General features: G+C 27.6%; 29 protein-coding genes. 18 read left to right on the forward strand and 11 right to left on the reverse strand.

The window, feature by feature from the left end:
- Positions 1-6 precede the first annotated feature (6 nt).
- Positions 7-849, reverse strand: coding sequence for a 4-(cytidine 5'-diphospho)-2-C-methyl-D-erythritol kinase (locus AMN99_RS03215; protein WP_075506398.1), 843 nt, complete (start codon positions 847-849; stop codon positions 7-9).
- Positions 846-2,534, reverse strand: coding sequence for a tetratricopeptide repeat protein (locus AMN99_RS03220; RefSeq protein WP_075506399.1), 1,689 nt, complete (start codon positions 2,532-2,534; stop codon positions 846-848). The genes AMN99_RS03215 and AMN99_RS03220 overlap by 4 nt, the downstream gene beginning before the upstream one ends.
- A 14-nt stretch (positions 2,535-2,548) precedes the next feature.
- On the opposite strand from AMN99_RS03220, the gene AMN99_RS03225 reads away from it, so the two are divergent.
- The 3 genes from AMN99_RS03225 (at position 2,549) to AMN99_RS03235 (ending at position 5,000) form a co-directional block, all read left to right on the forward strand.
- Positions 2,549-3,265, forward strand: a complete 717-nt coding sequence (locus tag AMN99_RS03225) for a uracil-DNA glycosylase (RefSeq protein ID WP_075506400.1) — start codon at positions 2,549-2,551, stop codon at positions 3,263-3,265.
- Positions 3,265-3,825 carry a ribonuclease HII gene (locus AMN99_RS03230; protein ID WP_075506401.1) on the forward strand — a complete coding sequence of 187 codons (561 nt, stop codon included), beginning with the start codon at positions 3,265-3,267 and terminating at the stop codon, positions 3,823-3,825. Before AMN99_RS03225 ends, AMN99_RS03230 begins: the two co-directional genes overlap by 1 nt.
- Before the next feature lie 104 nt (positions 3,826-3,929).
- A complete protein-coding gene (locus tag AMN99_RS03235; protein ID WP_075506402.1) occupies positions 3,930-5,000 on the forward strand; it encodes a site-specific DNA-methyltransferase in 1,071 nt (356 codons plus the stop codon).
- Here the strand turns inward: AMN99_RS03235 and AMN99_RS03240 are convergent.
- The 3 genes from AMN99_RS03240 to AMN99_RS03245 are packed head-to-tail and all read right to left on the reverse strand — an operon-like array spanning position 4,997 to position 7,124.
- Positions 4,997-5,956: a Rossmann-fold NAD(P)-binding domain-containing protein gene (locus tag AMN99_RS03240; RefSeq protein ID WP_256998101.1), complete on the reverse strand. Its 960-nt coding sequence runs from the start codon at positions 5,954-5,956 to the stop codon at positions 4,997-4,999. The genes AMN99_RS03235 and AMN99_RS03240 overlap by 4 nt on opposite strands.
- A gap of 20 nt (positions 5,957-5,976) precedes the next feature.
- Positions 5,977-6,141 carry an NAD(P)-binding protein gene (locus tag AMN99_RS05890; protein WP_256998102.1) on the reverse strand — a complete coding sequence of 55 codons (165 nt, stop codon included), beginning with the start codon at positions 6,139-6,141 and terminating at the stop codon, positions 5,977-5,979.
- A complete protein-coding gene (locus AMN99_RS03245) occupies positions 6,138-7,124 on the reverse strand; it encodes an A/G-specific adenine glycosylase (RefSeq protein WP_075506403.1) in 987 nt (328 codons plus the stop codon). Before AMN99_RS03245 ends, AMN99_RS05890 begins: the two co-directional genes overlap by 4 nt.
- On the opposite strand from AMN99_RS03245, the gene AMN99_RS03250 reads away from it, so the two are divergent.
- From AMN99_RS03250 to rnhA, 15 genes are read left to right on the forward strand one after another with little or no spacing between them, the layout of a single operon-like run.
- On the forward strand, positions 7,125-7,613 hold the full coding sequence (locus AMN99_RS03250; protein ID WP_075506404.1) for a DciA family protein: 489 nt from the start codon (positions 7,125-7,127) through the stop codon (positions 7,611-7,613).
- A complete protein-coding gene (locus tag AMN99_RS03255) occupies positions 7,610-8,188 on the forward strand; it encodes a thioredoxin domain-containing protein (RefSeq protein WP_075506405.1) in 579 nt (192 codons plus the stop codon). The genes AMN99_RS03250 and AMN99_RS03255 overlap by 4 nt, the downstream gene beginning before the upstream one ends.
- 8 nt (positions 8,189-8,196) lie before the next feature.
- The gene (locus tag AMN99_RS03260; RefSeq protein WP_075506406.1) at positions 8,197-10,770 is read left to right on the forward strand and encodes a chromosome segregation SMC family protein; all 2,574 of its coding nucleotides are present in this window, start codon (positions 8,197-8,199) and stop codon (positions 10,768-10,770) included.
- Between the two features lie 9 nt (positions 10,771-10,779).
- Positions 10,780-11,055 (forward strand): AtpZ/AtpI family protein, encoded by a 276-nt coding sequence (locus tag AMN99_RS03265; protein ID WP_075506407.1) that lies wholly within the window; start codon positions 10,780-10,782, stop codon positions 11,053-11,055.
- A gap of 9 nt (positions 11,056-11,064) precedes the next feature.
- On the forward strand, positions 11,065-11,799 hold the full coding sequence (locus AMN99_RS03270) for a F0F1 ATP synthase subunit A (protein ID WP_075506408.1): 735 nt from the start codon (positions 11,065-11,067) through the stop codon (positions 11,797-11,799).
- Positions 11,800-11,816: 17 nt separating this feature from the next.
- On the forward strand, positions 11,817-12,044 hold the full coding sequence (locus AMN99_RS03275; protein WP_006997791.1) for a F0F1 ATP synthase subunit C: 228 nt from the start codon (positions 11,817-11,819) through the stop codon (positions 12,042-12,044).
- Between the two features lie 4 nt (positions 12,045-12,048).
- The gene (locus AMN99_RS03280) at positions 12,049-12,639 is read left to right on the forward strand and encodes a F0F1 ATP synthase subunit B family protein (protein WP_075506409.1); all 591 of its coding nucleotides are present in this window, start codon (positions 12,049-12,051) and stop codon (positions 12,637-12,639) included.
- Positions 12,629-13,126, forward strand: a complete 498-nt coding sequence (locus AMN99_RS03285) for a F0F1 ATP synthase subunit B family protein (RefSeq protein ID WP_179850435.1) — start codon at positions 12,629-12,631, stop codon at positions 13,124-13,126. Before AMN99_RS03280 ends, AMN99_RS03285 begins: the two co-directional genes overlap by 11 nt.
- Before the next feature lie 39 nt (positions 13,127-13,165).
- Entirely contained in the window at positions 13,166-14,626 is a 1,461-nt protein-coding gene (crtI, locus tag AMN99_RS03290; RefSeq protein WP_075506410.1) for a phytoene desaturase family protein, read from the forward strand.
- A gap of 1 nt (position 14,627) precedes the next feature.
- Complete coding sequence (locus tag AMN99_RS03295; protein ID WP_075506411.1) at positions 14,628-15,479, forward strand: phytoene/squalene synthase family protein; 852 nt, start codon at positions 14,628-14,630, stop codon at positions 15,477-15,479.
- On the forward strand, positions 15,466-16,530 hold the full coding sequence (locus AMN99_RS03300; RefSeq protein WP_075506412.1) for a lycopene cyclase family protein: 1,065 nt from the start codon (positions 15,466-15,468) through the stop codon (positions 16,528-16,530). The genes AMN99_RS03295 and AMN99_RS03300 overlap by 14 nt, the downstream gene beginning before the upstream one ends.
- Positions 16,531-17,478 (forward strand): Brp/Blh family beta-carotene 15,15'-dioxygenase, encoded by a 948-nt coding sequence (locus tag AMN99_RS03305; protein WP_075506413.1) that lies wholly within the window; start codon positions 16,531-16,533, stop codon positions 17,476-17,478.
- Positions 17,459-18,403 (forward strand): 4-hydroxy-3-methylbut-2-enyl diphosphate reductase, encoded by a 945-nt coding sequence (gene ispH, locus AMN99_RS03310; protein ID WP_075506414.1) that lies wholly within the window; start codon positions 17,459-17,461, stop codon positions 18,401-18,403. Before AMN99_RS03305 ends, ispH begins: the two co-directional genes overlap by 20 nt.
- Positions 18,404-19,369: a homoserine kinase gene (locus tag AMN99_RS03315; RefSeq protein WP_075506415.1), complete on the forward strand. Its 966-nt coding sequence runs from the start codon at positions 18,404-18,406 to the stop codon at positions 19,367-19,369. It abuts the gene before it with no gap.
- Positions 19,369-19,794, forward strand: a complete 426-nt coding sequence (rnhA, locus tag AMN99_RS03320) for a ribonuclease HI (RefSeq protein ID WP_075506416.1) — start codon at positions 19,369-19,371, stop codon at positions 19,792-19,794. The genes AMN99_RS03315 and rnhA overlap by 1 nt, the downstream gene beginning before the upstream one ends.
- On the opposite strand, the gene AMN99_RS03325 is transcribed toward rnhA, so the two are convergent.
- The 6 genes from AMN99_RS03325 to cyoE all read right to left on the reverse strand — a co-directional run bounded on the left by AMN99_RS03325 (position 19,786) and on the right by cyoE (position 24,677).
- Complete coding sequence (locus AMN99_RS03325) at positions 19,786-20,271, reverse strand: peroxiredoxin (protein ID WP_075506417.1); 486 nt, start codon at positions 20,269-20,271, stop codon at positions 19,786-19,788. The two genes, rnhA and AMN99_RS03325, sit on opposite strands and share 9 nt — an antisense overlap.
- The gene (gene thrC / locus AMN99_RS03330; RefSeq protein WP_075506418.1) at positions 20,268-21,650 is read right to left on the reverse strand and encodes a threonine synthase; all 1,383 of its coding nucleotides are present in this window, start codon (positions 21,648-21,650) and stop codon (positions 20,268-20,270) included. The genes AMN99_RS03325 and thrC overlap by 4 nt, the downstream gene beginning before the upstream one ends.
- Positions 21,651-22,304, reverse strand: a complete 654-nt coding sequence (locus AMN99_RS03335; RefSeq protein ID WP_075506419.1) for an SURF1 family protein — start codon at positions 22,302-22,304, stop codon at positions 21,651-21,653.
- 10 nt (positions 22,305-22,314) lie between these two features.
- Positions 22,315-23,103: a cytochrome c oxidase subunit 3 gene (locus tag AMN99_RS03340; RefSeq protein ID WP_075506420.1), complete on the reverse strand. Its 789-nt coding sequence runs from the start codon at positions 23,101-23,103 to the stop codon at positions 22,315-22,317.
- A gap of 10 nt (positions 23,104-23,113) precedes the next feature.
- On the reverse strand, positions 23,114-23,647 hold the full coding sequence (locus AMN99_RS03345; protein WP_256998103.1) for a cytochrome c oxidase assembly protein: 534 nt from the start codon (positions 23,645-23,647) through the stop codon (positions 23,114-23,116).
- A 118-nt stretch (positions 23,648-23,765) separates the two neighbouring features.
- Entirely contained in the window at positions 23,766-24,677 is a 912-nt protein-coding gene (gene cyoE, locus AMN99_RS03355) for a heme o synthase (RefSeq protein WP_075506422.1), read from the reverse strand.
- Between the last annotated feature and the right edge of the window lie 30 nt (positions 24,678-24,707).

A 24,707-nucleotide genomic window follows, 5' to 3' on the forward strand; every position in this document is an offset into this window, starting at 1 on the left:
ATAAATTTATATAGTTTTTGATACATACAACCAACAATTTTTAAATTTCCTCTTAAATTGAACTTTTGCTGAATTACAGTCTTTGACTGATTTATAGTATGCAATAACTGTAGATCCAGACCCAGTCATTCTTACAAACTCAGGATTATTAGTCTTTTCTAAAAATAACTTAATCTTTTTTATTTGTGGGTATTTTGAAATTGCAACATCTTCTAAAGTATTACTTTGATTTTTTAAAAATTTATAACCAAACATAATTTTTTTTGGATTATTAAATTTTGGTTTTGTAAAATTTTTAACGTTAGAATAAATTTTTTTTGTCGCACAACCAAAATTAGGCTTTATTAAAAGCATATTTAGAGTCGGACAATTAAAAAATTTTTTAATTTTATTGTTTGAAAGCAAAACTGAGCTAGACGGGTTTATACCTAAAATAACATCAGACCCTATTTCAGAGCAAACCTCCAAAATTTTCTTTTCACTAATTTTAATTACCTTTTTTTTATTTAAAAAATTTAAAATACTTGCAGCATTTATAGAACCGCCACCAAGTCCTGCTTTTTGAGGAATATTCTTTGTTATAGAAACTCTAAATTTTTGATTTAGTAATAACTTTTCTCGACCTAATATTTTAAAGAGTTTTTGAACAGTATTTTTTTTTCCAATACCTTTCGCAAATTTCCCTTGAAAAGAAATATTATGTTTTTCATCTCTTATTTTTTTTATTGAAATAACATCATACAAATCAATGAAACTAATGATGCTTTCAATTTTGTGTAATGATTTATTTTTTCCTGTTACATTGAGAGCTAAATTGATTTTAGCATGAGACTTTAAATTTAATTTCATTGAATAGATTTTAAGCCAGTAATCAATTTTTTGTTTATATTTTCTCTCATATCATCTTCAGTATCATCAAAGCTCAACACACTATTCCAAAAATATCTTGCCTGAATTTTTTGATCTAGCTTCCACAATATATCTCCATAATGATCATTTACTATTGGGTCATCAGGCATTAATTCTACAGCTCTTTTTAAATATTTTTCTGCCTCTTCATATTCATTTATCAAGAAATATGCCCAACCAATTGAGTCAATAATATAGGGATCATTACTTTTTAAATCATATGCTATTTTTAACATTTCCATCGCTTCATCTATTTTGTAATCACGTTCTAACCAAGAATAAGCAAGATAATTTAGGACGTATGCATCATTAGGTCTTATTCTTATTGCATGAAGTAAATCTTCATCTGACTTCTCATAATTACCTAATCTTTCGTAACTCCCACCTCTTCGATATAAAATATCTGATTTAATTACAGATGTATCCTCTAGTGAGGAGATTAATCTTGAATAATTATCAATTGCAAGTTCATAATTTTTAGAGTTTTTGTAAAAATTCGCTAAATCAAAAATCATCTTTGGATTAGGTTTTTCAATATTTTTAAATTTAGACTCGATATAGCTTGTGCCCTTTTCATAATTTTGTTCTTTCACTATTATTTGCGCTTCTTTTTTAACTCTAAACCAATAATAAAACTCATCAGTCTCTTTAAATTTTCTTACTATTTTTTTTACCTTGTTGTATTCACCATCTGCAAAGAAATTTTCTGCAACAAGGGATAAATTAAATTCAAATTTAGGATTTAAGTATATTGATAAATTTAAATAAAAATTTGATTTTTCAAAATTATCTTGTGATGAATAAAGATTTGAAATCAAAAATAAAAATTCACTAATTATATCATTGTGGTTTCCACATGAGAAAATTTTTTCAAAACTTTTAAACTTATTATTATCTATCCAGCTTTTGGTTTGAGTTAACAAAAGTGTTGAGCCAATATAATCAATTTGATCAATTACTGACTTTGCCTGATCAAACTCCTTATTCTGAATAAGATAATTTATATAAAAAAATATATATCTTGAATAATCACCTTGTTGACTGTTGATTAAATTTAAAAAGAAAGAGCTGGTTCTTTGATCATTATAATGACATCTTTGAAATGCCTCAGCTATTAATGATAAGTTTCCAAAATTTTTCTTATTAGGTAAAAGTTTTTTATTTTTAAAAGTGTAAATGTACTGCTTTAAAGTCTCAAAAATTACTGGATTAATTCTATTTTCTTCCTGAAATCTCAAACTTTGATCTAAGTAAATATCAGCTTTATCAAAATCATTTTTTTTCAAACTATCAATTATTAATAAAACATATGCATCAAAATAATTGGAGTTACTTTTTTTTGAGTTATTTTTTATAACATTAATTGCTTGGGCTACTTTGTTTTCCAATACAAGAGAATTAACGTATCTTTTTAAATAATTGTCATGGCTGTTTAATAAAACTTTACTTAAATTGAAATATTTTAAAGCTTCTGAATTATCTCTATTTTCATAAGCTATAATACCTGAAAAATAATTAGATAAATCTCTTGAGTTGAAATCATTAAAACTTGTACTTTTAGAATAAACGGGTGTCTGATAGGATAACACTAATAACAATATGATTTTAAATATTTTAGATATCATTTAATTCTTGTAAGGTGAAAAAATTGATAAATCAAAACGACAAATTAAACGAAGAATTAATAAATACAATAGAAGCCAATTTTGTATTTGATAAAAAACCTATTAATAGGTTTTCTGAGGTCAAAAAAGAAAGTGATATCAATCAAAGAAATAAACAAGATTTATTAGAAAATCTAAAGAAACAATTAAATTCAATTGAAAATTGTAAACTAAGAAATAATTCCAAAAATATTGTTCTTGGAGAAGGAAATATTGATAGTCCTATAATGTTAATCGGAGAAGCACCAGGCGAAATTGAAGACAAAGTTGGAAACCCTTTTAAAGGAGAAAGTGGAGAGCTTTTAGACAAAATGTTAATAGCAATAAATATTAAAAGAGAAAATATTTATACAAGTTATGCAATAAATTTTAGACCACCAGAGGATAGAAAACCAACTTCACAAGAAATTAAACGTTACTCAAACTTTTTAAAAGAACATATATCTATTATTGATCCCAAAATTATAATTTTAATGGGTAGTACAGCTATGGAAGCTGTTACTGGGATTAATGAAAAAATATCTTCAGAAAGAGGTAAATGGAAGGAAATAATTTTAAGTAAAAATACTTATCCTTTAATGATAACTTTTAACCCTTCTTATTTAATTAGATATCCGGATAACAAAAAATATTCATGGGAAGATTTAAAAAAAATAAGAGAAAAAGTTAAAGAGTTAAAATTAACAATCTAATGAAATTAATAGCTGGTGTTGATGAAGTAGGCAGAGGTAGTTTAATAGGTCCTGTTTATGCTGCTGCTGTCATTCTAAAAAAATCTGTGGATCCAAAAATTTTAAAAGACTCGAAAGTGTTGAGTAAAAAAAAGAGAGAATACCTTTTTAATTATATTAAAAAAAATTCAATTTGGTCATTAGGCAAAGCTTCTGTTAACGAGATTGAAAAACTCAATATACTAAATGCAAGTTTACTGGCTATGAAAAGAGCTATATTAAAATTAACAAAAAAACCAACTCTTGTATTGATAGATGGAAACAAAATTCCAAATTTAAAAAATTATAAATTAAAATCGATCATAAAGGGTGATAGAAAAATTCCTTCAATTTCAGCAGCCTCTATAATAGCAAAGGTATCAAGAGATAGATTTGTTGCTACACTATCAAAAAAAAATAAAGGTTATCATTGGGATAAAAATTTTGGTTATGGCACCAAACAACACTTACAAGCATTAAAAAAACTAGGGATAACCAAACATCATAGAAAAACTTTCTCTCCTATATCTAGATTAACTTAATACTACATCTAGTTGTCATTAAAATTCGAAACACAAATCGAATCCAATTTTTTCAATCACAGGTTGACCGAAGAATCCATTTGGAGTCTAATTAATTTTTACAAATGAAATCTGATTTTAAAAATAAAATAATTAACGGAGACAGTCTCGAAGAATTAAAAAAAATTCCACGTGAAACTTTTGATTTAATTTTTGCTGACCCTCCATATAATTTACAATTAAAAGGTGAATTGACTAGACCGGATAGATCTAAAGTCAGCGCTGTAAACGATAAGTGGGATCAATTTGAAAATTTTAAAAAATACGATGAGTTCACGTATGAATGGCTTAATGAATGCAAAAGGATTTTGAAAAAAGATGGAGCTATTTGGGTTATAGGTAGTTACCATAATATTTTTAGAGTAGGAACTGCAATACAAAATTTAGGTTTCTGGATACTAAATGATGTCATCTGGAATAAAAATAATCCAATGCCTAACTTTAGAGGCACAAGATTTACAAATGCTCATGAGACTTTAATTTGGGCTTCGAAGAGTGAAAAATCAAAATACACATTCAATTATCAGTCTTTGAAATGTTTGAATGATGATCTTCAGATGAGATCTAATTGGAGTCTTCCTATTTGTAGTGGTTCTGAACGACTAAAAAAAAATGGAAAAAAAATTCACTCTACTCAAAAACCAGAATCACTTTTACATAGAATTTTACTAGCTACATCAAATAAAAATGATCTAGTTCTTGATCCTTTTTTAGGTTCTGGAACTTCTGCTGCAGTTGCAAAAAAACTAGGGAGAAATTATTTTGGTATAGAAAAAGAAAAGAATTATTTTAAAGCTGCTGAGGAACGTTTGAAGGCTACCAAACCAATTGAAGATGATTTGTTGGATACACTTAAAAATAACAGATCAAAACCAAGAATTCCATTTGGATCGCTGGTAGAGCTTGGAATAATTAAGCCTGGAACAAATATTTTTGATAATAAGAAAAAAATAACAGCAAGAATAATGGCTGATGGTAGCATCAAGCACAACCAAGCGGAAGGTTCTATTCATAAAGTTGCAGCTACTATATTGGGAGCTGAAAGCTGTAATGGTTGGACATTTTGGCATTGTGATATTAATGGACGAACCTACCCAATCGATTACTTGAGACAAAGATTAATTTCTAAAAATTAATCTTTATAAATTTTACCTAAATAACTTTGAAGAAATTTTTTATTTTTTGTCAAAAGCTTTAAAAAAATATTTCTAAAAAAGATTATAATCGGATTTGATAAATGAAAAGCAAATTGATTAAAATCAGATCTTCTATTAATCATTTTTACTCGCTCTAATCTTGAATTATAAAAATCATTTTTTTGATTAATTATAATTTCATGTAATTGATCGGCTCCTTCTATTGATTGTGAGGCTCCCTGAGCAAAAGAAGGAGAGAATGCAAAAAAAGCATCTCCAACTAAATAAATATTTTTAGGAGGAATAAATGGATTTTTACTTACAAATACTGGAAACAATTTAATATCTTCAAGACTCTGAAATACTTTTGATGAAATTTTTTCAGATAATTTTTGTTTAATGCCCTCAATAAATGTACTTTCATTGCAAAGATTATGGTTTTTTTGCTGATCAGAATTTAACTTATTCTTCAATATCCCAATAAAATTAAAATTTTTATAATTATTAAGTGGATATAATACATAGTGAAAATCTGATCCTAAAAATAAAGAAACATTCTCCTCGTTTATATTATCAAGACTTTCTTTGGATACACTGGCTCTAACAGCGATAGTGTTATTGTAAATTGGTTCTGAATTATTATTTGAAATTAATGACTTTCCTTTTGAAAATACACCATCTGAAATAATTAAATGATCACAAGTTATTTTTTCTTTATCAAAAGTTAAATTTATTGAATCATTACTGGATTCTATCTTGTCTAAACTGCAGTTAAACTGGATTGTATTTTTATCCAGTCCATTTATTAGAAACTGAAGTAATTTTGATCTTTTTAATGTTGTGTACTTACAATCATCAGAATTAAATTCTGAAATATCTAAATCGCAAATTTTCTTTGAATTTTTAATTTCATAAAAATCAATTTTTTTTGGATTAAATTTCTCTTTGTTCGACAAGTAAGAGAAGCCTAATTTGTTTAATAACTTACGCTATTAACAGATAATTGAATACCATAACCTTCTTCTATTTCTAATGAAGTTTTTTTTTCATAAATTGTGACCTGATAATCTTTATTTCCTTTAAATAAGTTAGCTATAAACAGACCTGAAATACCTGCGCCAATAATTGCTATTTTTTTCATTTTTGACTTTCTAAGAATTTTATTATCTTTTTGGTAAATGTTGGAAGTACATAATTTTCAAGCTTTGCAGGATTTATCCAATTATTATTTTTGTCAAAGTTATGCTTCTTTTTATATTCAATTTTAATATTCATATTCATATTAGATATTTTAAAATTTAAATCTTTATCAAAATTTTTAGGATTATTTAATTGATCCATTGGAAAAATATTTAAATTTTTCAAAAAATTAAATTTATTATTTTTGACTAATAAATATTGATTATTTTTTTTATAAACATTTAATTTATAATATGTTTCCTTGTTAATTTTCTTAAATTTCACTAAATCAAAATTTTTATTTTTAAATGCTTTGCAATTATAAGATAATGGACATTTATTGCATGAAGGGTTTGTAGGTTTACAAATTAATGCACCGAGTTCCATCAAAGCTTGCGCATAATCGCTTGATCTTTTTGTTGATGTGCCAAAAATTTTTTTTTGATCTTGTAAGAATTCTTTTTTAATTTGACTTTGTTTCTTTAAATATAAGTATCTTTTTAATACTCTTTCAATGTTTCCATCCAAAGGAATTATTGGTTTGTTAAATGCGATTGCTGAAATTGCACTCGCTGTATAATCGCCAATACCTGGTAATGATTTTAATTCATAAAAATCTCTAGGTATTTTTTTATTGAATTTTTTAACAATTATTTGAGCAGTTTTTTTTAAATTTCTTACTCTTGAATAATATCCAAGACCTTCCCAAAGTTTGGTTAATTTTCTATCATTATATTTTGATAACTTTTCAATATTAGGGATATTTTTAATAAATCTATTAAAATAAGGTATTACAGTAGCAACCTGAGTTTGTTGCAACATAAACTCGCTAACCAATGTAAAGTATTGTTTCTTTTCTTGTGAAACCTTATTTCTCCAAGGCAAAGATCTCTTATTTATATCGTACCAATTGAGAATTTTATTTGTTATTATTAGATCTTTCATATGCAATTTAAAAATAATACTAAGCAGAGAAATACTAGCATTCAAGGATTAAGATCTTTCAAAGACACTTTGCCAAAAAATCTAAAAAAAATTATTAATAAAAAAGGTCATATATATTCAGAAACACTCAGTAATTGGAAATATTTAGTCGGGAATGAATTGTTTAAAGTCTGTTTCCCAAAAACATTCAAAAACTCAAATCGATTTGGTGTGAGTACTTTAGTTGTAATGGTTAAAAGGGGCCATGAAGTAGATGTAGAATATTCAAAAAAAAACATTTTAGATAAAATGAATAATTTTTTTGGCTACGATGTTGTTGAAAAGCTCAAATTTATTAGCTTTGATGACGAACAAAAAACTAGCAGTTTGAATGAAATTAAATCTAATAATGTGGCAATTAGTAAATATCGAGATAAAATCAAAGATGTTAAAAACGAAAAGATTAAAAAATCATTAACAGAATTAACAAAAGTTTATAAAGAAAAATGAAAAAAATTATATTACTTGCCATAATTGTTTTAGGAAGCTTTTCAAATTTAAACGCTGAAGAAGTAAAAAGAATTATCGTTGGAAATAAAGACGCAAAAATAACTATAATTGCGTTTGAGTCGCTAACTTGTAGCCATTGTGCTAATTTTCATAAAAACGTTTATCCAGAACTTAAAAAAGAATATCTGGACACAGGTCTTGCTAAAATAGAATTTAGACATTTCCCTTTAGATATTGCCGCCTTCAACGCTTCAAAAGTTGCTCAATGTAAAAATGATGGTAATGCTGATATTTTGGAAAGTTTATATGCTAACCAACAAAAATGGGTTAAAGGAAGCTCTATTGAAGAAGCAAATAAAAATCTTCAAATATTTTTAAAAAATGAAGGTTTCTCTATCGATTTTGAATCTTGTGTGAATAACAAAAATATTGAGGATTTTGTGTTAAATGACCGAATAGAGGGTGCAAAAAATTTCAAAGTAAACGCAACCCCTACGATAATAATAAACAACGAAAAATTTGAAAAAAAACTTAATTATAAAAATTTGAAAAAAGCACTAGAAAAAATGATATAAGTTAGTGCATGGAGTTTAAAAAAATCCAATTAAATGGATTTAAATCATTTGCTGAAAAAACAAATTTCTTGATAGAAGAAGGTCTTACTGGAATTGTTGGTCCTAACGGCTGTGGAAAATCAAACATAGTAGAATCTTTAAGATGGGTAATGGGAGAGACCTCTGCAAAAAGTATGAGAGGTTCGGGAATGGAAGATGTAATTTTTTCAGGTACATCTAATAAAGCATCAAAAAATATTGCAGAAGTTTCCATAGAAGTAGAGAACAAAGAAAAAGAAGGTCCCATTCAGTATCGTGAATTAGAAAACATTCAAGTTAGACGAAAAATTGAAAAAGATAAGGGTTCTAAATTTTATATTAATGACAAAGAAGTAAGAGCAAGAGATGCTCAAATGTTTTTTGCAGATCTTTCAACGGGTGCACATTCCCCTTCTATGATTAGCCAAGGAAGAATTGGAGCTTTAGTGACAGCAAAACCTACTGACAGAAGAGCAATACTTGAGGAGGCAGCTGGAATTTCTGGTTTACATGTAAGAAGACATGAAGCTGAACTTAGACTTGGCGCGGCTGAAAATAATTTAAAAAGAGCCGATGAATTACGAAGGCAACAAGAAAAACAATTGGCAAATCTTCAAAAACAAGCGGAAGAAGCTACAAAATACAAATTAATTTCAGAGGAAATAAAAAAAATAGAGGCTGGTCTATATTATCTAAGATTGTTGGATATCGATAAGGAAATAAGAATAGAAAATGAAATTAATACAGAGGCAGGAGGAGAAGTTGAAAGTTTCAACAATCAAATATCTGAACTTGAAAACTTAATAAAAACTTCAACTGATAAAGTTGCTCCACTTAGAGAAAAAAATATTGAGAATTTATCAAGAATACAGAGACTTAATTTGGAACTACAGAACCTAGATGAGGAAAATACTAGAATTCAAGACGAAATTGAAACAATTAAGAAATCAATAAAGACTTTAGACGAAGACATAACTAGAGAAAATGGAATTATTATTGATGCTAACTCTAATGAAAAAAGATTAAAGGAAGAAAAGTCAGACTTAATTGAAATAGATTCAAAATATTTTGAGACAGAAAGGTTATCAAACGAAGATCTAGAAAATGCAAAAAATGAACTTGAGAGAGAGCAAAAAGAAGTTGACGAAGTAGTTAATAATTTAGCTGACGATACAATTAAAATAAGCATTGGTCCTATAAAGAATGTAAAAAATTCTATTACTAGAGCAAAAGAATTAATTGATAGTAATGAGATAAATCAAGCAGTTACATTACTCGATAGATGTAATATGGAATTAGACAATTTTATTAATGATTTAAAAAATGAAAAATCAAGAACAGAACTATTAAGTGTAAATGAGAAATCTCAAAATATAAAAATACTTCAAGAAAAATATGCTGATGCATATAGTAAAAATCAGTCGATAAAGAATGAATCGGTAAAAAGAAATGAAAGAATAAAAACAATAGAGACTGAGATAGAAAGCTGGAAAAATCTTTTATCCAATTCAGAAAAAATGGTAAATGAATTAACTGAAAGAAAAAATAAATTATCTAAACAATTAAATGATTTAGAAAATCAGCCAAGAGTACAAGCAGAAAGAAAAGGTCAAATTTCAGAAAATTTAAGAATTTCTGATGAAGAAAAAATAGAGAACGAAAAAATTATAGAAGAAACTGATAAAAAAATTGAAACTTTAAGAGCTCAACTAAATGAGATACAAGAGCAATCAATTCAAATTAGAGAGCGAAAAGCTAGCTCAGGTGCAACCATAGAAGGTTTACAAAAAAGAAAAAATGACTTGCTTGATAGGGTTAATACAGAATTAAATTTAACAGAAGAAAATATTTTAGAAAATTCAAATTTATTTGGAGTTGAAGAACTTCCAAATCATGTTGATCAAGAAGATGCATTAGATAAAAAAAAACAACAAAGAGATCAATTAGGTTCTGTAAATTTAAAAGCAGATGAGGAAACTAGTAAGTATGAAGAAGAAATAAAAAAAATGGAACAAGATCGTAGTGACCTAGTTACCGCAATTGTTAAACTTAAAGATAGTATTGATGAGCTAAATCAAAAAGGAAGGGAAAGACTTGTTGAGGCATTTGAAAAAGTTAACAGAAAATTTAATGAGGTTTATACAAAACTTTTTAATGGAGGAAATGCCAAGCTCGAATTAGTAGACTCTGATGATCCATTAGAAGCTGGTTTAGAAATGTTGGTCAGTCCACCAGGAAAAAGGCTTCAATCTATAACTTTATTATCTGGTGGTGAACAAGCACTAACTGCCCTATCTTTAATATTTGCAGTATTTTTAACTAACCCTTCTCCAATTTGTGTTTTAGATGAGGTGGATGCTCCTCTTGATGATGCTAACGTTACAAGATTTTGTAGCTTGCTAGAGGAGTTAATTAAAATTACTAACACTAAATTTATAATTGTTACTCACCACGCCTTAACAATGTCTAAAATGAACAGGCTATATGGAGTAACTATGCCACAAAAAGGGATAAGCCAACTGGTAGCTGTAGACCTACAAAAAGCAGAAAGTATGGTTGCTTAACCAAAATAAATGGCAAAAGACCCTTTTAAAACTCGCTTAGAGATTGCAAAAAGCAAGATTTCTAAGAAAAATCTTTATAACAAGAAGGATAATCCCTCGCCTATTGGAACTGCATTCAAATTGAGCACAGAACTTGTTTCTGCAGTGGCTGTCGGGACAATTATTGGGTTTATTTTTGACAAGACCTTTGGTACTAAACCCTGGTTTATATTAATATTTTTTTTTGTTGGGGTGATCGCTGGAATAACAAACGTGATTAGATCAGCAAAAAAGATGCAAAAATAAGTTAGTACTATGGCAGCAAACCCGATGTCCCAATTCGATGTTTATAGAATTGGACCTGAAATAAAAGTTGGAGCATTTGATATATCTTTTACAAACGCAAGTTTGTTTATGATTATAAGTACAGTTTCTATTTTATTAATTTTTAATTTAGGATCTAAGAAAAATTCAATCTTACCAAATAAAATTCAATTATTAGCGGAACTTAGCTACACCTTTGTTGCTAAAATGATTAGTGATACAGCTGGTTCTAAAGCAAAACCATATTTTGCATTTATTTTTTCATTGTTCATGTTTGTTTTATTTTGCAACATGTTTGGAATGATACCGTACACATTCACTGTAACTAGTCATATTATCGTTACATTTGTTCTTGCTGCATTTATCTTTATTGGCGTAACAGTAATTGGATTTATTAAACATGGTTTTGGATATTTAAAATTGTTTGTACCAAGTGGAGTACCAGCGGTATTACTTCCTTTAATAGTAGTTATTGAAATTATTTCTTATTTAAGTAGACCAATAAGTCTATCAGTTAGATTATTTGCAAATATGATGGCTGGTCATACAATGATGAAAGTTTTCGGAGGCTTTGTAATTAGTCTTGGAATAGTTGGTGGATGGCTTCCACTAAGTTTTTCAGTTGCATTAACTGGTTTGGAGATATTAGTTGCTTTTCTTCAAGCATATGTTTTTGCAATTTTAACCTGCATCTATTTAAATGATGCATTAAATTTACACCATTAATAACAGAGGAGGATATAATGGAATTAGAAGCAGCAAAAATGATCGGAGCAGGTTTAGCAGCAATAGCTTTAGCTGGTGCCGGTGTTGGTATTGGAATAATTTTTGGAAATTATTTATCAGGTGCTATGAGAAACCCATCAGCAGCTCAGAAACAATTTCCTAACCTACTTTTAGGTTTTGCACTTGCTGAAGCAACAGGATTATTTGGATTAGTTGTTGCATTGATTATTTTATTTGCGTTTTAAATTAATGGTCAAAAAAATATATCTTCATCTAATATTTTTAAGCTTCTTTTTCATTAAAGAAGCTTTTGCCGCTGAAAGTGGAGGTATGCCTCAATTAAATCCAGAGTTTTGGGTTTCTCAGATTTTCTGGTTAGTACTTACTTTTGGGATAATGTATTTGGTTTTATCTAAATTAATTCTTCCAAAAATTAGTAACAACTTAGAGTCAAGAAAATCTCAAATTCTAGAAAATATTGAGGCAGCTGAAAAACAAAGAGAAGATAGTGAGACCAAACTTAAAGAATATGATCAAATAATTTTAAAAAGCAAAACTGAAGCTAATGCTATGTTTAATCAAGCAAGAGAAAAGGCAGTTAAAGATATAAACGCAAAAAGAGACGTTCTTGATAAACAAATAGATGACGAAATAGCTAAAGCGGAAAAAGAAATCCAAGCTTTAAGAGATAATGCGCCTGACAAAATAAATAAAATTGCTATAGAAACGTCATCTGAGTTACTTCAGAAACTGATTGGTGCTGAAGTAAATAATAGCAGTATATCAGCAATTGTTGACGATCTATCTAGAAGAAACGGAGATAAATACTATGGCAATTGATGCAACTTTCTGGGTAGCTATTTCATTTGTAATCTTCATCGGGGTTTTAGTTTACTTCAAAATTCCACAAAAAGTTTCTCAAATGCTTGATGGTATGATTTCTGACATCAAAAATGAGATAGATGAAAGTGAAAAATTGAGAACAGAAGCAAAAACTTTACTCGATAATGCTCAAAAAAAATTAGATACAGCTAGTTCTGTAAGTAATGAAATTTTGGAAAATGCAAAAAAAGAGTCGGATAAGTTAATAATAGATTTAAATGATAAATTTCATAAATCATCAGAAATTAAAAAAAGTTTGGCTGAAAATAAAATTAGCCAAATGAAAGAGGCTGCATTGAAAGAAATAAAAGATGCTTCAATCAAAATAGCGGTAGACTCAGTAAAAAAAATCATAACTACTTCAGTTGATAAATCTAAACTGGATGCTGTATTTCAAAAAAATTTAGAAGAAACTAAAGAACAGCTAAAAAAAATAAACTCATAATACGGTTACAATTTCCTGAAAAAGCTATAAATTACAGCAATGAATTCTATAGTTATTGGATCTGGATTTGGTGGTATTGCTGCAGCAATAAGACTAAGAGCCAAAGGACACAAAGTAAAATTAGTAGAAAAACATTCAGACCTAGGTGGAAGAGCTAGAGTTTTCAAAAAAGATGGTTTTACCTATGATGCTGGGCCAACAGTAATAACAGCTCCATATTTAATTAACGAACTATTCAGTTTGTTTAATAAAAATCCTGAGGACTACATAAAACTAACCCCACTTAAAATTTGGTATCAATTTGTTTTTGAGGACCAAACTAAATTTAATTACTCAGGTGATGAAATAGAAATGAAAAAACAAATTGAAAATTTAAATCATGAAGATGTTAAGGGGTATGAAGATTTAGTAAATTTTACCAAAAAAATTTTTGAGAAGGGATTTTTAGAGCTTGCAGATGTTCCATTTGATAAACCTTTTTTTATGATGAAACAGCTGCCAGCATTATTAAAACTTAAGAGTTATAAATCAGTTTATTCATTAGTATCGTCTTATGTAAAAAATGAAAAATTAAGAAGGATGCTTAGTATGCATCCACTTTTGGTTGGTGGTAATCCGTTCACAACTACATCAATTTATGGGCTAATTCTTTATTTAGAAAAAAAATGGGGCATTCATTATTCAATGGGTGGTACGGGAAATATAATTAAAGGATTTGAAAAGTTAATGGAGGAAATAGAAATCGAAATAATAAAAAATACTGAGGTAAAAGAAATTATTACTAAGAATAATAAAATTACTGGTGTTGTAGTTGACAACGAAGAGATTATCGAAGCTGATAATGTTATTTGTAATGCAGACCCTCCTGCTTTTTATGAAAAGATGACTAGTAAAAACCTAAAAAATTCAATGCTGTTTGATTGGAAACAAAAGAGGATGGATTACTCAATGGGTTTATTTGTTTATTATTTTGGAACCAAAAAAATCTATGAAAACGTTGAGCATCATACAATTAAATTTGGGAACAAATATAAAGAACATCTGGATGATATTTTTGATTATAAAAAATTAAATAACGATATTAGCTATTATCTACATAGACCTTCTGCAACAGATAAAAGCATGGCTCCTGAGGGTAGTGATTGTTTTTATGTATTGGTGCCAGTTCCAAATAATCAATCAAATATAGATTGGCAAATAGAAGGTGAAAAAATGAAAAATCTTGTGGTTGATAAAATGGAAAATGATTTAATGCCAAATCTTAGAGATAATATCGTATCAGACTTTTATCTTACACCTGATTATTTTGAGAAAGAACTAAATACAAAATATGGATCAGGTTTTTCAATTCAGCCTAAATTCACTCAATCAGCTTATTTTAGATTTCATAATAAATCAGAGATTTATGATGGTTTATATTTTGTTGGTGCTGGAACTCACCCAGGTGCGGGAGTACCAGGAGTACTTTCATCAGCAAAAGTATTAGATAAATTGATCTAGAATGTTAACTAAAAATTATTTAGCAACATATGCAAAATCATTTAATTGGGCTGGTTTTTTTTTACCAAAAAAAACTTATGATAAATGTTCTGCGCTTTATGATTTTTGTAGAGAAGCAGATAATATTGCAGATGATCCAGGAAAATTAGAAGACAAAATAATTAAATTTGAAAAATTTAAAAAAGATTTTTTAAATAAAAACTTTCAAAACATTGTTATTAAAAATATTTGGGAACTTATAGATGAATTTAATATTTCAACAAAAGTAATTAATGATTTATTTGACGGGATTAATTCAGATATTAAAGAAAGAGTGGAATTAAAATCAAAAAAAGAGTTATTAATTTACTCTTATAGAGTAGCAGGTACAGTTGGTTTGATGATGGCAAAAATTTTAAAAGTTAATAAGACAAATTCCTTGAAATCAGCTATTGATCTTGGAATAGCAATGCAGCTTACCAATATTTCAAGAGATGTAATTGAAGATAAAAATAATAAAAGAATTTATATCAATGAAAATTTCAACGATATCAAATCTGCCATCTCTTTATCTGAAAGATTTTATGAAAATTCTTTTTACTCAATTAAAGAAATACCTTTAAGTTTCAGATTCTCTATTTTAGTTGCAAGACGAGTCTACCGAAAAATTGGACACAAAATAATTAATAAAAATAATTTAGAAAATTATAAAAATTCTGGAAAAATTTATGTAACAAAAATTGAAAAAATCATTGAAACTTTTTTATCAATTTTTGATTTAATAATTTTAACATTTACAAATAAAAATGATAAGAACATTGAACATGATCATTCATTAATTAATGAAGAGATAAATTTAAATGAAAGATTTTGATTACATAATTATCGGTGGTGGTTGTGCAGGTTTGTCTTTGGCTTATGAACTTGAAATTTCTGATAAATTAAAAAATAAATCTTTGGCTATAATTGAGCCTAGGGACGAATATAAAAGAGACAAAACTTGGTCATTTTGGAAAGTATTTCCACATAATTTTGATGATTGTGTAAAAAAAAGTTGGGATAATTTTTCTATAAACACTCCTAATGATACAAAGTTTATTGATTGTAAGCTAACACCTTACCAATCTATAGATACTGGAAAATTTTATGACAAAATTCTTTCAAAACTTAAATTAAATGAAAATATAAAATTTTTTAAGAATATTAATGATATTGAATTATCAAATTCAATAATTTTTAACAGCGTTCCAAATTTTGAAAATAAGAAAAATAATTTGTGGCAACATTTTTGTGGTGTAGAAATTGAAACAGAAAAAGATTTTTTTGATGACCAAATATTTAACTTAATGGATTTTGCTTGTGATCAAAAAAATGAGGTTCATTTTTTTTACACATTACCTTTTTCAAAAAAAAGTGCTCTTGTGGAAACTACTTGGATATCAAATTTAAGTAATGAAAATATAAAAGATTATGATAATCAAATAGATCAATACTTAAAAAACCATTTAAATATCAGAAATTATAAAATCAATTTTAAAGAAGAAGGCTTTATACCTTTATTTAGAAATAAAAATCTAAAAAAATTAAATGAAATATATATTGGATCAGCCGGTGATATGACAAGATTAAGCACGGGTTATACTTTTTTAAATATTCAGGAACACAGTAAATATATAGCAGAAAACATTGAAAATATTTCTAAAGCTAAATTGTTTAAAATTAAAAAAAAATATGATTTTTTGGACAATATTTTTTTGAAAGTTTTAAGAAATAACTCTTCAGATATGGGGGAAATTTTCTTTAAAATGTTCAATAGTTCACCTAAGACTGCTATTAATTTCTTATCTAATAAAAGTAATTTTTTTGAAGATTTAGAAATAATTTTAAAAATGCCTAAATGGAAATTTTTAAAAGAATTATTTTAAATGACTAATCAATTAATTAAAAAAATTAACCTTAATCATTCATTTATATTTTTTTTGCTAATTAATCTATTTTCTGTAGTGATGTTTAGATTAAATTATTTAGATATTTCATCATCAATATGCTTATTTTTAATTTTAACTATTGGAGTTTCACACGGTGCATTAGATAATATTAAAGGTAAAAAACTTCTTAAATTATTTAATTTTGAAAGAATATATATTTTCTATATTTTCTATATTTTTATAGCAGTTTGTGTAATTATTATTTGGTCACTCTTACCTGCAACCACACTGTTAGTTTTTCTTATAGTGGCATCATTTCATTTTGGTAAAGAAGATACACAATTTTTAATAAACAAAAAATCTTACTTAATTCAAATATTATACCTTTTAAAAGGATCACTCATAATTCTTGCCCCGCTTTTTTTTCATTTTGATGATACTGTGAAAATATTCAAATCATTACTTGTTGTTAATGAAAATTTTTATTTATTCTTAGAATTTTTAGAAGAAAAAAAGATAATCGAGATATCAATTATTTTGAGTTCATTATCAAGTATATTTTTATTTATTGATAAGTTTGAATTAAAAAAATTCACTATTTTTTTTGATTATTTCTCAATTATAATTTTAAATTACTACTTTACTCCTTTAGTAGCTTTTACAATTTATTTTTGTTTTTTACATTCTGTGAGGCACTCTATTTCACTTGCGATAGACCTTGATGAAAACAATCTCCAAAATGGACTAAAATTATTTATTTTAAAGGCTTTACCACTTACACTTTTAACAATTTTCGTTTCAATAATTGTATTATTATTATTAAATAAGGTTAATTATATAGATGATGCAATCTTAAAACTAATTTTTATTGGTTTGGCGTCTTTAACCTTTCCACATATATTGCTGGAATATTTTTTAGAGAAAAATGAAAAACAAACAAATTAAAATTTTACTTTCTGCTCCAAGGGGTTTTTGTGCTGGTGTTGAGAGAGCTATAGAGATTGTAGAAAAATCTATTCAAAAATATGGATCGCCAGTTTATGTTAGACACGAAATCGTTCATAACAAGCATGTTGTTGATAATTTAAAAAATAAAGGTGCTATCTTTGTTGAAGAATTAGAGGAAATTAATGACAAATCTAGACCTGTTATTTTTTCTGCGCACGGTGTTCCAAAAAAAATACCAAAAGATGCTGAAAATTATAAAATGACTTATGTAGATGCTACTTGTCCACTAGTTTCTAAGGTTCATAGAGAAGCGGAAAACTTAAATAAAGCTGGTTATCATATTATTTTGATTGGACATGAGAACCATCCAGAAGTAATAGGCACTATGGGCCAATTACCTAAAGGATCTATTGATTTGGTTCAAAATGAAGCTGAAGCAATGGAGTACAAAACCAATCATAAAGAAAAATTGGCTTATATAACTCAAACAACACTATCCGTTGATGACACTAAAGAAATAATAAAGATTTTGAAAGATAGATTTACAAACATTAAAGAGCCAGCAAAAGAGGATATTTGTTATGCAACAACTAATAGACAAATGGCAGTAAAAAATATTGCGAAAGAGTGTGATATGTTTTTTGTAATAGGTAGTAGAAACTCTTCAAATTCAGTTAGACTTGTTGAAGTAGCAAAAAAATCAGGTTGTCAAAATTCACAACTTTTTCATTCTGAAAGTGAAATTCCTTTTGATCAAATACAGAATTCAAATACTATTGGTATATCATCAGGAGCATCAGCACCCGAAATTCTTGTAGAAGATTTTATTAATAAATTAAAAAAAAAATTTTCTATAAATGTTGAGGAAGTAGAAATTATAAAAGAAAATGTGGTCTTTAAAGTTCCTAACAAATTAAATTAAATGGCTGTATATACAAAAATAAATCAGAGTGATATCGATATAATAAACAACAAGTTTAATATTGAAAAAATTTTAAGTTTCCAAGGAATTACTAAAGGAATTGAAAATACAAATTACATTTTAAAATCCAAAAATAAAAAGTTTATTCTCACAATTTTTGAGAAGAGAGTTCTTCCAAAAGAGATACCTTTTTTTATGAAATTAATGGATCATTTAAATGATTCAAAAATTAATTGCCCAAGACCACTTAAAACTAAAGACAAAAATTATTTAATTAAACTAAAAAATAAAACAGCTTGTATTGTCACTTTCTTAAGTGGAAAAGATAAAATGAAAGTTAATGAAACTGACTGCTATGCTATTGGAAAAGCAATAGCTAAAATGCATCTGGTTACTAAGAGGATAAAATTTACAAGAAAAAATTCAATGGGTGTAAAATATTTAAAACCTTTACTTCAGAGTATTAAATTTAAATCAAATAAAGGATCAAATTTAAAAAAATTTTTATATAATAATTTTAAAGATATTAAAAAAAATTGGCCAAAAAAACTTCCTTCTGGAATTATACATGGTGATTTATTCGTAGATAATATTTTTTTTAACAAAAATAAACTGTCTGGAATTATTGATTTTTACTTTGCCGCTAATGATTACTACATGTATGAAATAGCAATCTGTATTAATGCTCTATGTTTTGATGAAAAAAATAAAAAATTTATAATTAATAAAAAGAAAATTGATAAATTGATCAAGGGATACAACAGCGTTAAAAAAATTAAATTAAATGAAAAAAATAATTTAAATATCTTGTGTAGAGGTGCTGCTCTTAGATATCTTTTAACTAGACTATATGATTATACAAATACTCCAAAAACAGCATTAATCAAAATTAAGGATCCAAACGAATATTATCAAAAACTTATTGCTCATAACAATTTGAATAGTTTTAAAGATTATTTGATTTAATGATTAAAATTTATACTGATGGCTCATGTTTAAAAAATCCAGGAAATGGTGGATGGGCAGCAATAATATGCACTGATAATGAAGTGAAAAAAATAAGTGGAAGTGAAAAAGATACAACAAATAATAGAATGGAATTAATGGCGACAATCAATGCATTAAAAGAAGTAAATTCTGAAGATTTGATAGAAATCTACACAGATTCTAAATATGTTAAAAATGGAATTACTGATTGGATCCACAATTGGATTAAAAATAATTGGAAAACATCTAATAAAGAAGATGTTAAAAATAAAGATTTATGGGTTCAATTGCATGATTTAAATAATAATTTTAAGATTAAGTGGAACTGGGTTAAAGCTCATGCTGGAAATCCACTAAATGAAGAAGTTGATTTATTAGCTAAAAAAGCTGCAAGTCTAGATTAATTTAAAGAAATTTTCTGCTGCTGAGATTTCACAAGATCCAGTATCTGCTTCTTCCTGAATTTTAATAACCTTCATGTTATCAACAAACATCGTGTATCTATTAGATCTAATTCCTAAACCTCTGCCACTTTTGTCAACATCTGCACCAATTTCTTTTGTGAAATTAAGAAATGGATCACCCATCATAACAATTTTTTCACCTACATCATTTTGTTTACCCCAAGCATTCATCACAAAGGGATCATTTACTGAAATACAAATTATATGATCAATACCTTTTTCTTTATATTGATCATGCATCTTAATATATCCTGGCAAATGTTTAGCAGAACATACAGAAGTATATGCACCAGGTAGTCCAAATATTACAACTTTTTTGTCTTTAAAAAAATCTTCTATATTTTTTTTCACAGGTTCTCCATCTTGAAGAACAAAAATTTCTGAATTTGGTAGATTATCGTTTTCTTTTATTTTCATTTGGATCTATCTTTAATATGTTCTTTTACTTTTTCAATATCATTTTCAAGAATATCATAATTTTCTTTCTCATTTAATATAAATTGAAGTTCATTTGGTAACTCAGCTTTAATATTTATAGCACTTTGAATTGCATCAGGAAACTTACATGGATGTGCAGTTGCTAGCACAATATTATTACCATTGAGATTGTGTTTATCAAAAGCTCCATAACCAATTGCAGTATGAGGGTCTAAAACAATATTAAATTCTTGATAAACAGACTTAATAATATCAAGTGTTTCCGTCTCGCTCATTCTTGCTGATAAGAAATCTTGATTAATTAAATTTAACTTTTCTTTATCAATTGAATATTTTCCTTCTTCTTTAATTTTCATCATGTCTTTTGATGTTTGTTCTGAATTCTTATCATTCAAATCAAAAATAAGTCTCTCAAAGTTACTTGCAATCTGTATATCCATGCTAGGAGAAATAGTTTCGGAAACAGTTTCAGCCTCGTAATTACCGTTTGAAATAGCTCTATGGAGAATGTCATTTTGATTTGTTGCAACAATCAATTTATTAATGGGCAAACCCATTTTTTTGGCTAAATAACCTGCGTATACATCTCCAAAATTCCCTGTGGGAACAGAAAAATTAGTGGGTTTAGTGTAATCTTCAATGAGATAATAGCTGTAAAAGTAATAAACACATTGAGCAATAATTCTTGCCCAGTTGATTGAATTTACACCTGACATATTAATATCTTGAGAAAATTTTGTGTCAGAAAACATTGATTTAACTAAGTTTTGGCAGTCATCAAAATTTCCTTTAATAGCGATATTAAATACATTTTCATGTTTTCCAGTAGTCATGATTTTTCGCTGAACAGAAGAAACTCGATTATCAGGATGTAGTACAAAAATATTTAAATTTTCTTTTCCTTTTATTGCATCTATAGCTGCTGCCCCCGTATCTCCAGATGTGGCAACTACAATATTAATTTTTTCTTTTTGCTTGCTTAAATAAAATTCATAAAAATTTCCAAGAAGTTGCATAGCAACATCCTTAAAGGCTAGTGTTGGGCCATGAAATAACTCTAAGACTGATCGATCTCCTATTTTTATGAAATCAATTACATTTTCTCTCCTAAAAACAGAATAAGATTTGTCAATTATTTTAGACAATTCATCTTTATCCATAAAATTTCCTATAAAAGGAAAAATGATTTTTTTTGCTAAATCTGAATAATTTAGTGACCTGAATTCTTGAATTTCTTTTTCACTATAGTTTGGAAGTGAGCTAGGAATAAACAATCCCCCATCATCAGCAAGACCTTTGATAAAAACATCCTTAAATTCATATGTTTTTGAAGTATTTCTAGTGCTGACGTATCTCATTTAATAATTTTTTTTTCTAAAATATAGATATATTAAAAGGATTGAAATCGCCATCGAAAACCAAGTAATTGCGTACTTTTTGTGATTGTTTGAAATTTTAGCAGTGATAACTCTTGGTCTTGGGTTTTCGTAGTTACCGTTTAAATAAATAATATATTTTGAAAAGTTTTTTCCTGTAAATTTTAAAATATCTTCCCGATCTAGTGTAAACCAGTAATTTTTATCCACTTCATTCTTGGGTTTGAATGAGCTTGATTTTGATTGAAGCATTAAAGTACCAATAATATTTTTTTGATCAACAACGTTAATCTCTGGTTTGTTTTTTTGTTCAAAAGATATCCAGCCTCTATTAATTAAATAATCTTCGTTTCCAACTTTAATTGGGTTAATAACTTCAAATCCAGGTTTACCAGTTTCGTTAAGATTATAGAGATAAATTTGTTTTTCAAAATCAATTTGTCCTGATGTTTTAATTCTTAAATAATTTTTTTTTTCTACATTTTGAAGTTCAACTGGATCAATCTTTAAAGAATTTTCAATTTGATTGATTAGATCTAATTTCCAACTCAATCTATACAATTGCCAAAAGCCTAATGACAACAAAACTAAAATTATAAAATAAACAAAAACTGAAAATAGAAGCTTATTCTTCAAGGATTAAATACTAACTTCCCCAAACGTAGATAGCTGCAAACAAGAATAACCAAACAACATCCACAAAGTGCCAGTACCAAGCAGCTGCCTCAAAACCAAAGTGGTGTTCTTTCGTAAAGTGACCCAATCTTCCTCTCCATAAACAAACAGCAAGAAAGATTGTTCCAACAATTACGTGGAAACCATGAAAACCTGTTGCCATATAAAATACTGCACCATAAATATGTCCTGAATAATCAAATGTAGCATGATGATATTCGTAAGCCTGTAATAAAGTAAAAAAGAAGCCTAGTGCAACAGTTGCTGTTAATCCTTGAATAAATCCCTTTCTATCGTCTTCTAATAAAGAGTGGTGAGCCCAAGTTACTGTAGTACCTGATAATAATAAAACTAGTGTATTAATTAATGGAATGTCCCATGGATCAAAAGTTTCTATGTCTTGTGGAGGCCAAACATTTCCCACAAACTCATTTGGGAACAAACTTATATCAAAATATGCCCAAAACCATGCAACGAAGAACATAACTTCAGAAGCAATAAATAACGTCATTCCATATCTATGATGGATTTGAACAACTGGAGTATGGTGACCTTGATGTTCAGCTTCAATCACAACATCTCTGAACCACATATAAGCTGCATAAATTACAAGAGCTAATCCCAAATACATTCCCCAAGATACATCATTGTGCATATAAAAAATTGCTCCAATAGCTAGTACCAAGCATGCAAAAGATGTAAATATAGGCCAAGGACTTGGGTCTACTAAGTGATAATCATGTTTTTTTTCAGCTGACATATTTTTTTAATTATGATTGTTTATAATAATCTGTCGAGAAAAAAGTATACGACATAGTTACATCCTGTAAGTTTTTAACTGTTGGATCATTTACCAGTTCTGGGTCCAAATAAAAAGTCATAATATAAGTTGCCTTCTCACCTGCCTTAAGTTCCTGTTTTTCGAAGCAAAAACAGCCTAATTTACTATAATATTTACCAAAACTTGCAGGCGAAACATTGAAACTAGCAACTCCATAGGTTGTTTCGTCTCCATAGTTCTCAACCTCAAACTCAATTCTATTTACCTGACCAACCTTAACATCAATGACATTTGATTTTGCCTTAAAATCCCAAGTGAGATTGTTTACATTCGTATCAAATCTTACACTTACAACTTTATCTAAAACTATTTTCGGGGCTTCTTTAGATACTTGGGTTGTTCCTCCAAAGCCAGTTACACGACAAAAAAGATCATATAAGGGCACTGCCGCAAAAGATAAACCTAACATTAAACAAAAAATACCTGCTAGAAGTAATGGAGTTAATGTTTTGCTCTTAATCATATCTGCCTATCAAATACGCCAACGTTATATAATGTAAAAACAAACAAAAAAACCATAAAAGCTAAAATTGCTAAAGCAGTAATAATATTTTTTTTCTTTGTTTTTTTATCGGGTGTTATCATAAAATTTTATCTATTAAGAAAAATACAAAAACTAAAAACAAATATAATATGGAGTATCCAAAAATTGTTTTTGCTTTTTTTGCATCAAACTTATTCTTCTTAAATTTGTAAAGTTCAAAACATAAGTAATTATAATAAATTGTCAAAATTAACGATGGGATCAAAAATACTAGACCAACAAAATTAATTGCATATGGGAAAACAATAACTGGCAACATTATTAACGAATAAACAAATATATTTAATTTTGTGCTTTCAACACCATTAGTCAATGGAAGCATTGGAATATTTGCTTTTTTATAATCATCAGATTTATATAAACTTAGTGCCCAGAAGTGTGATGGTGTCCAAAAAAAGATAATTAGAAAGAAAGTTAATGGCTCAAGTGAAAGTGAGTTAGTAGCTATAGTCCAACCAATTACAGGAGGTAATGCTCCTGCAGCACCTCCAATAACTATATTTTGAGGCGTTTTTCTTTTAAGCCAAATAGTATAAACCAGCACATAAAACAAAATTGTAAATAACAATAAAGCTGCTGAAACTGTATTTGCAAAATAATCTAAAGCAACAACAGAAAATATTGATAAAGCGATACCAAAAATCAAAGCTTGGTTTTTATTAACCTTTCCAGTTGGTATAGGTCTCAAACAAGTCCTTGTCATTAATGCATCTAAATCAGACTCGTACCACATGTTTAAAGCTCCAGCGGCACCAGCGCCAATAGAAACTAAAATAATTCCAATTATTGCATCTTTTGTTGGAATAATATTTGGCGCCATTAACAATCCAACTGCACAAGTAAAAATCACAAGAGACATTACTCTTGGCTTCATAAGTTTAAATAACTCAGAGAAATTGAAAACGTCTTCTTGACTTAAATTTCTATTTTTTAACTTAGACTTAATCATTTAATTTTAGACAAAAAATCTAAATACTTT

Origin of the sequence: Candidatus Pelagibacter communis, from assembly GCF_001180225.1 — a bacterium.
Classification (GTDB): Bacteria; Pseudomonadota; Alphaproteobacteria; order Pelagibacterales; family Pelagibacteraceae; genus Pelagibacter; species Pelagibacter ubique_D.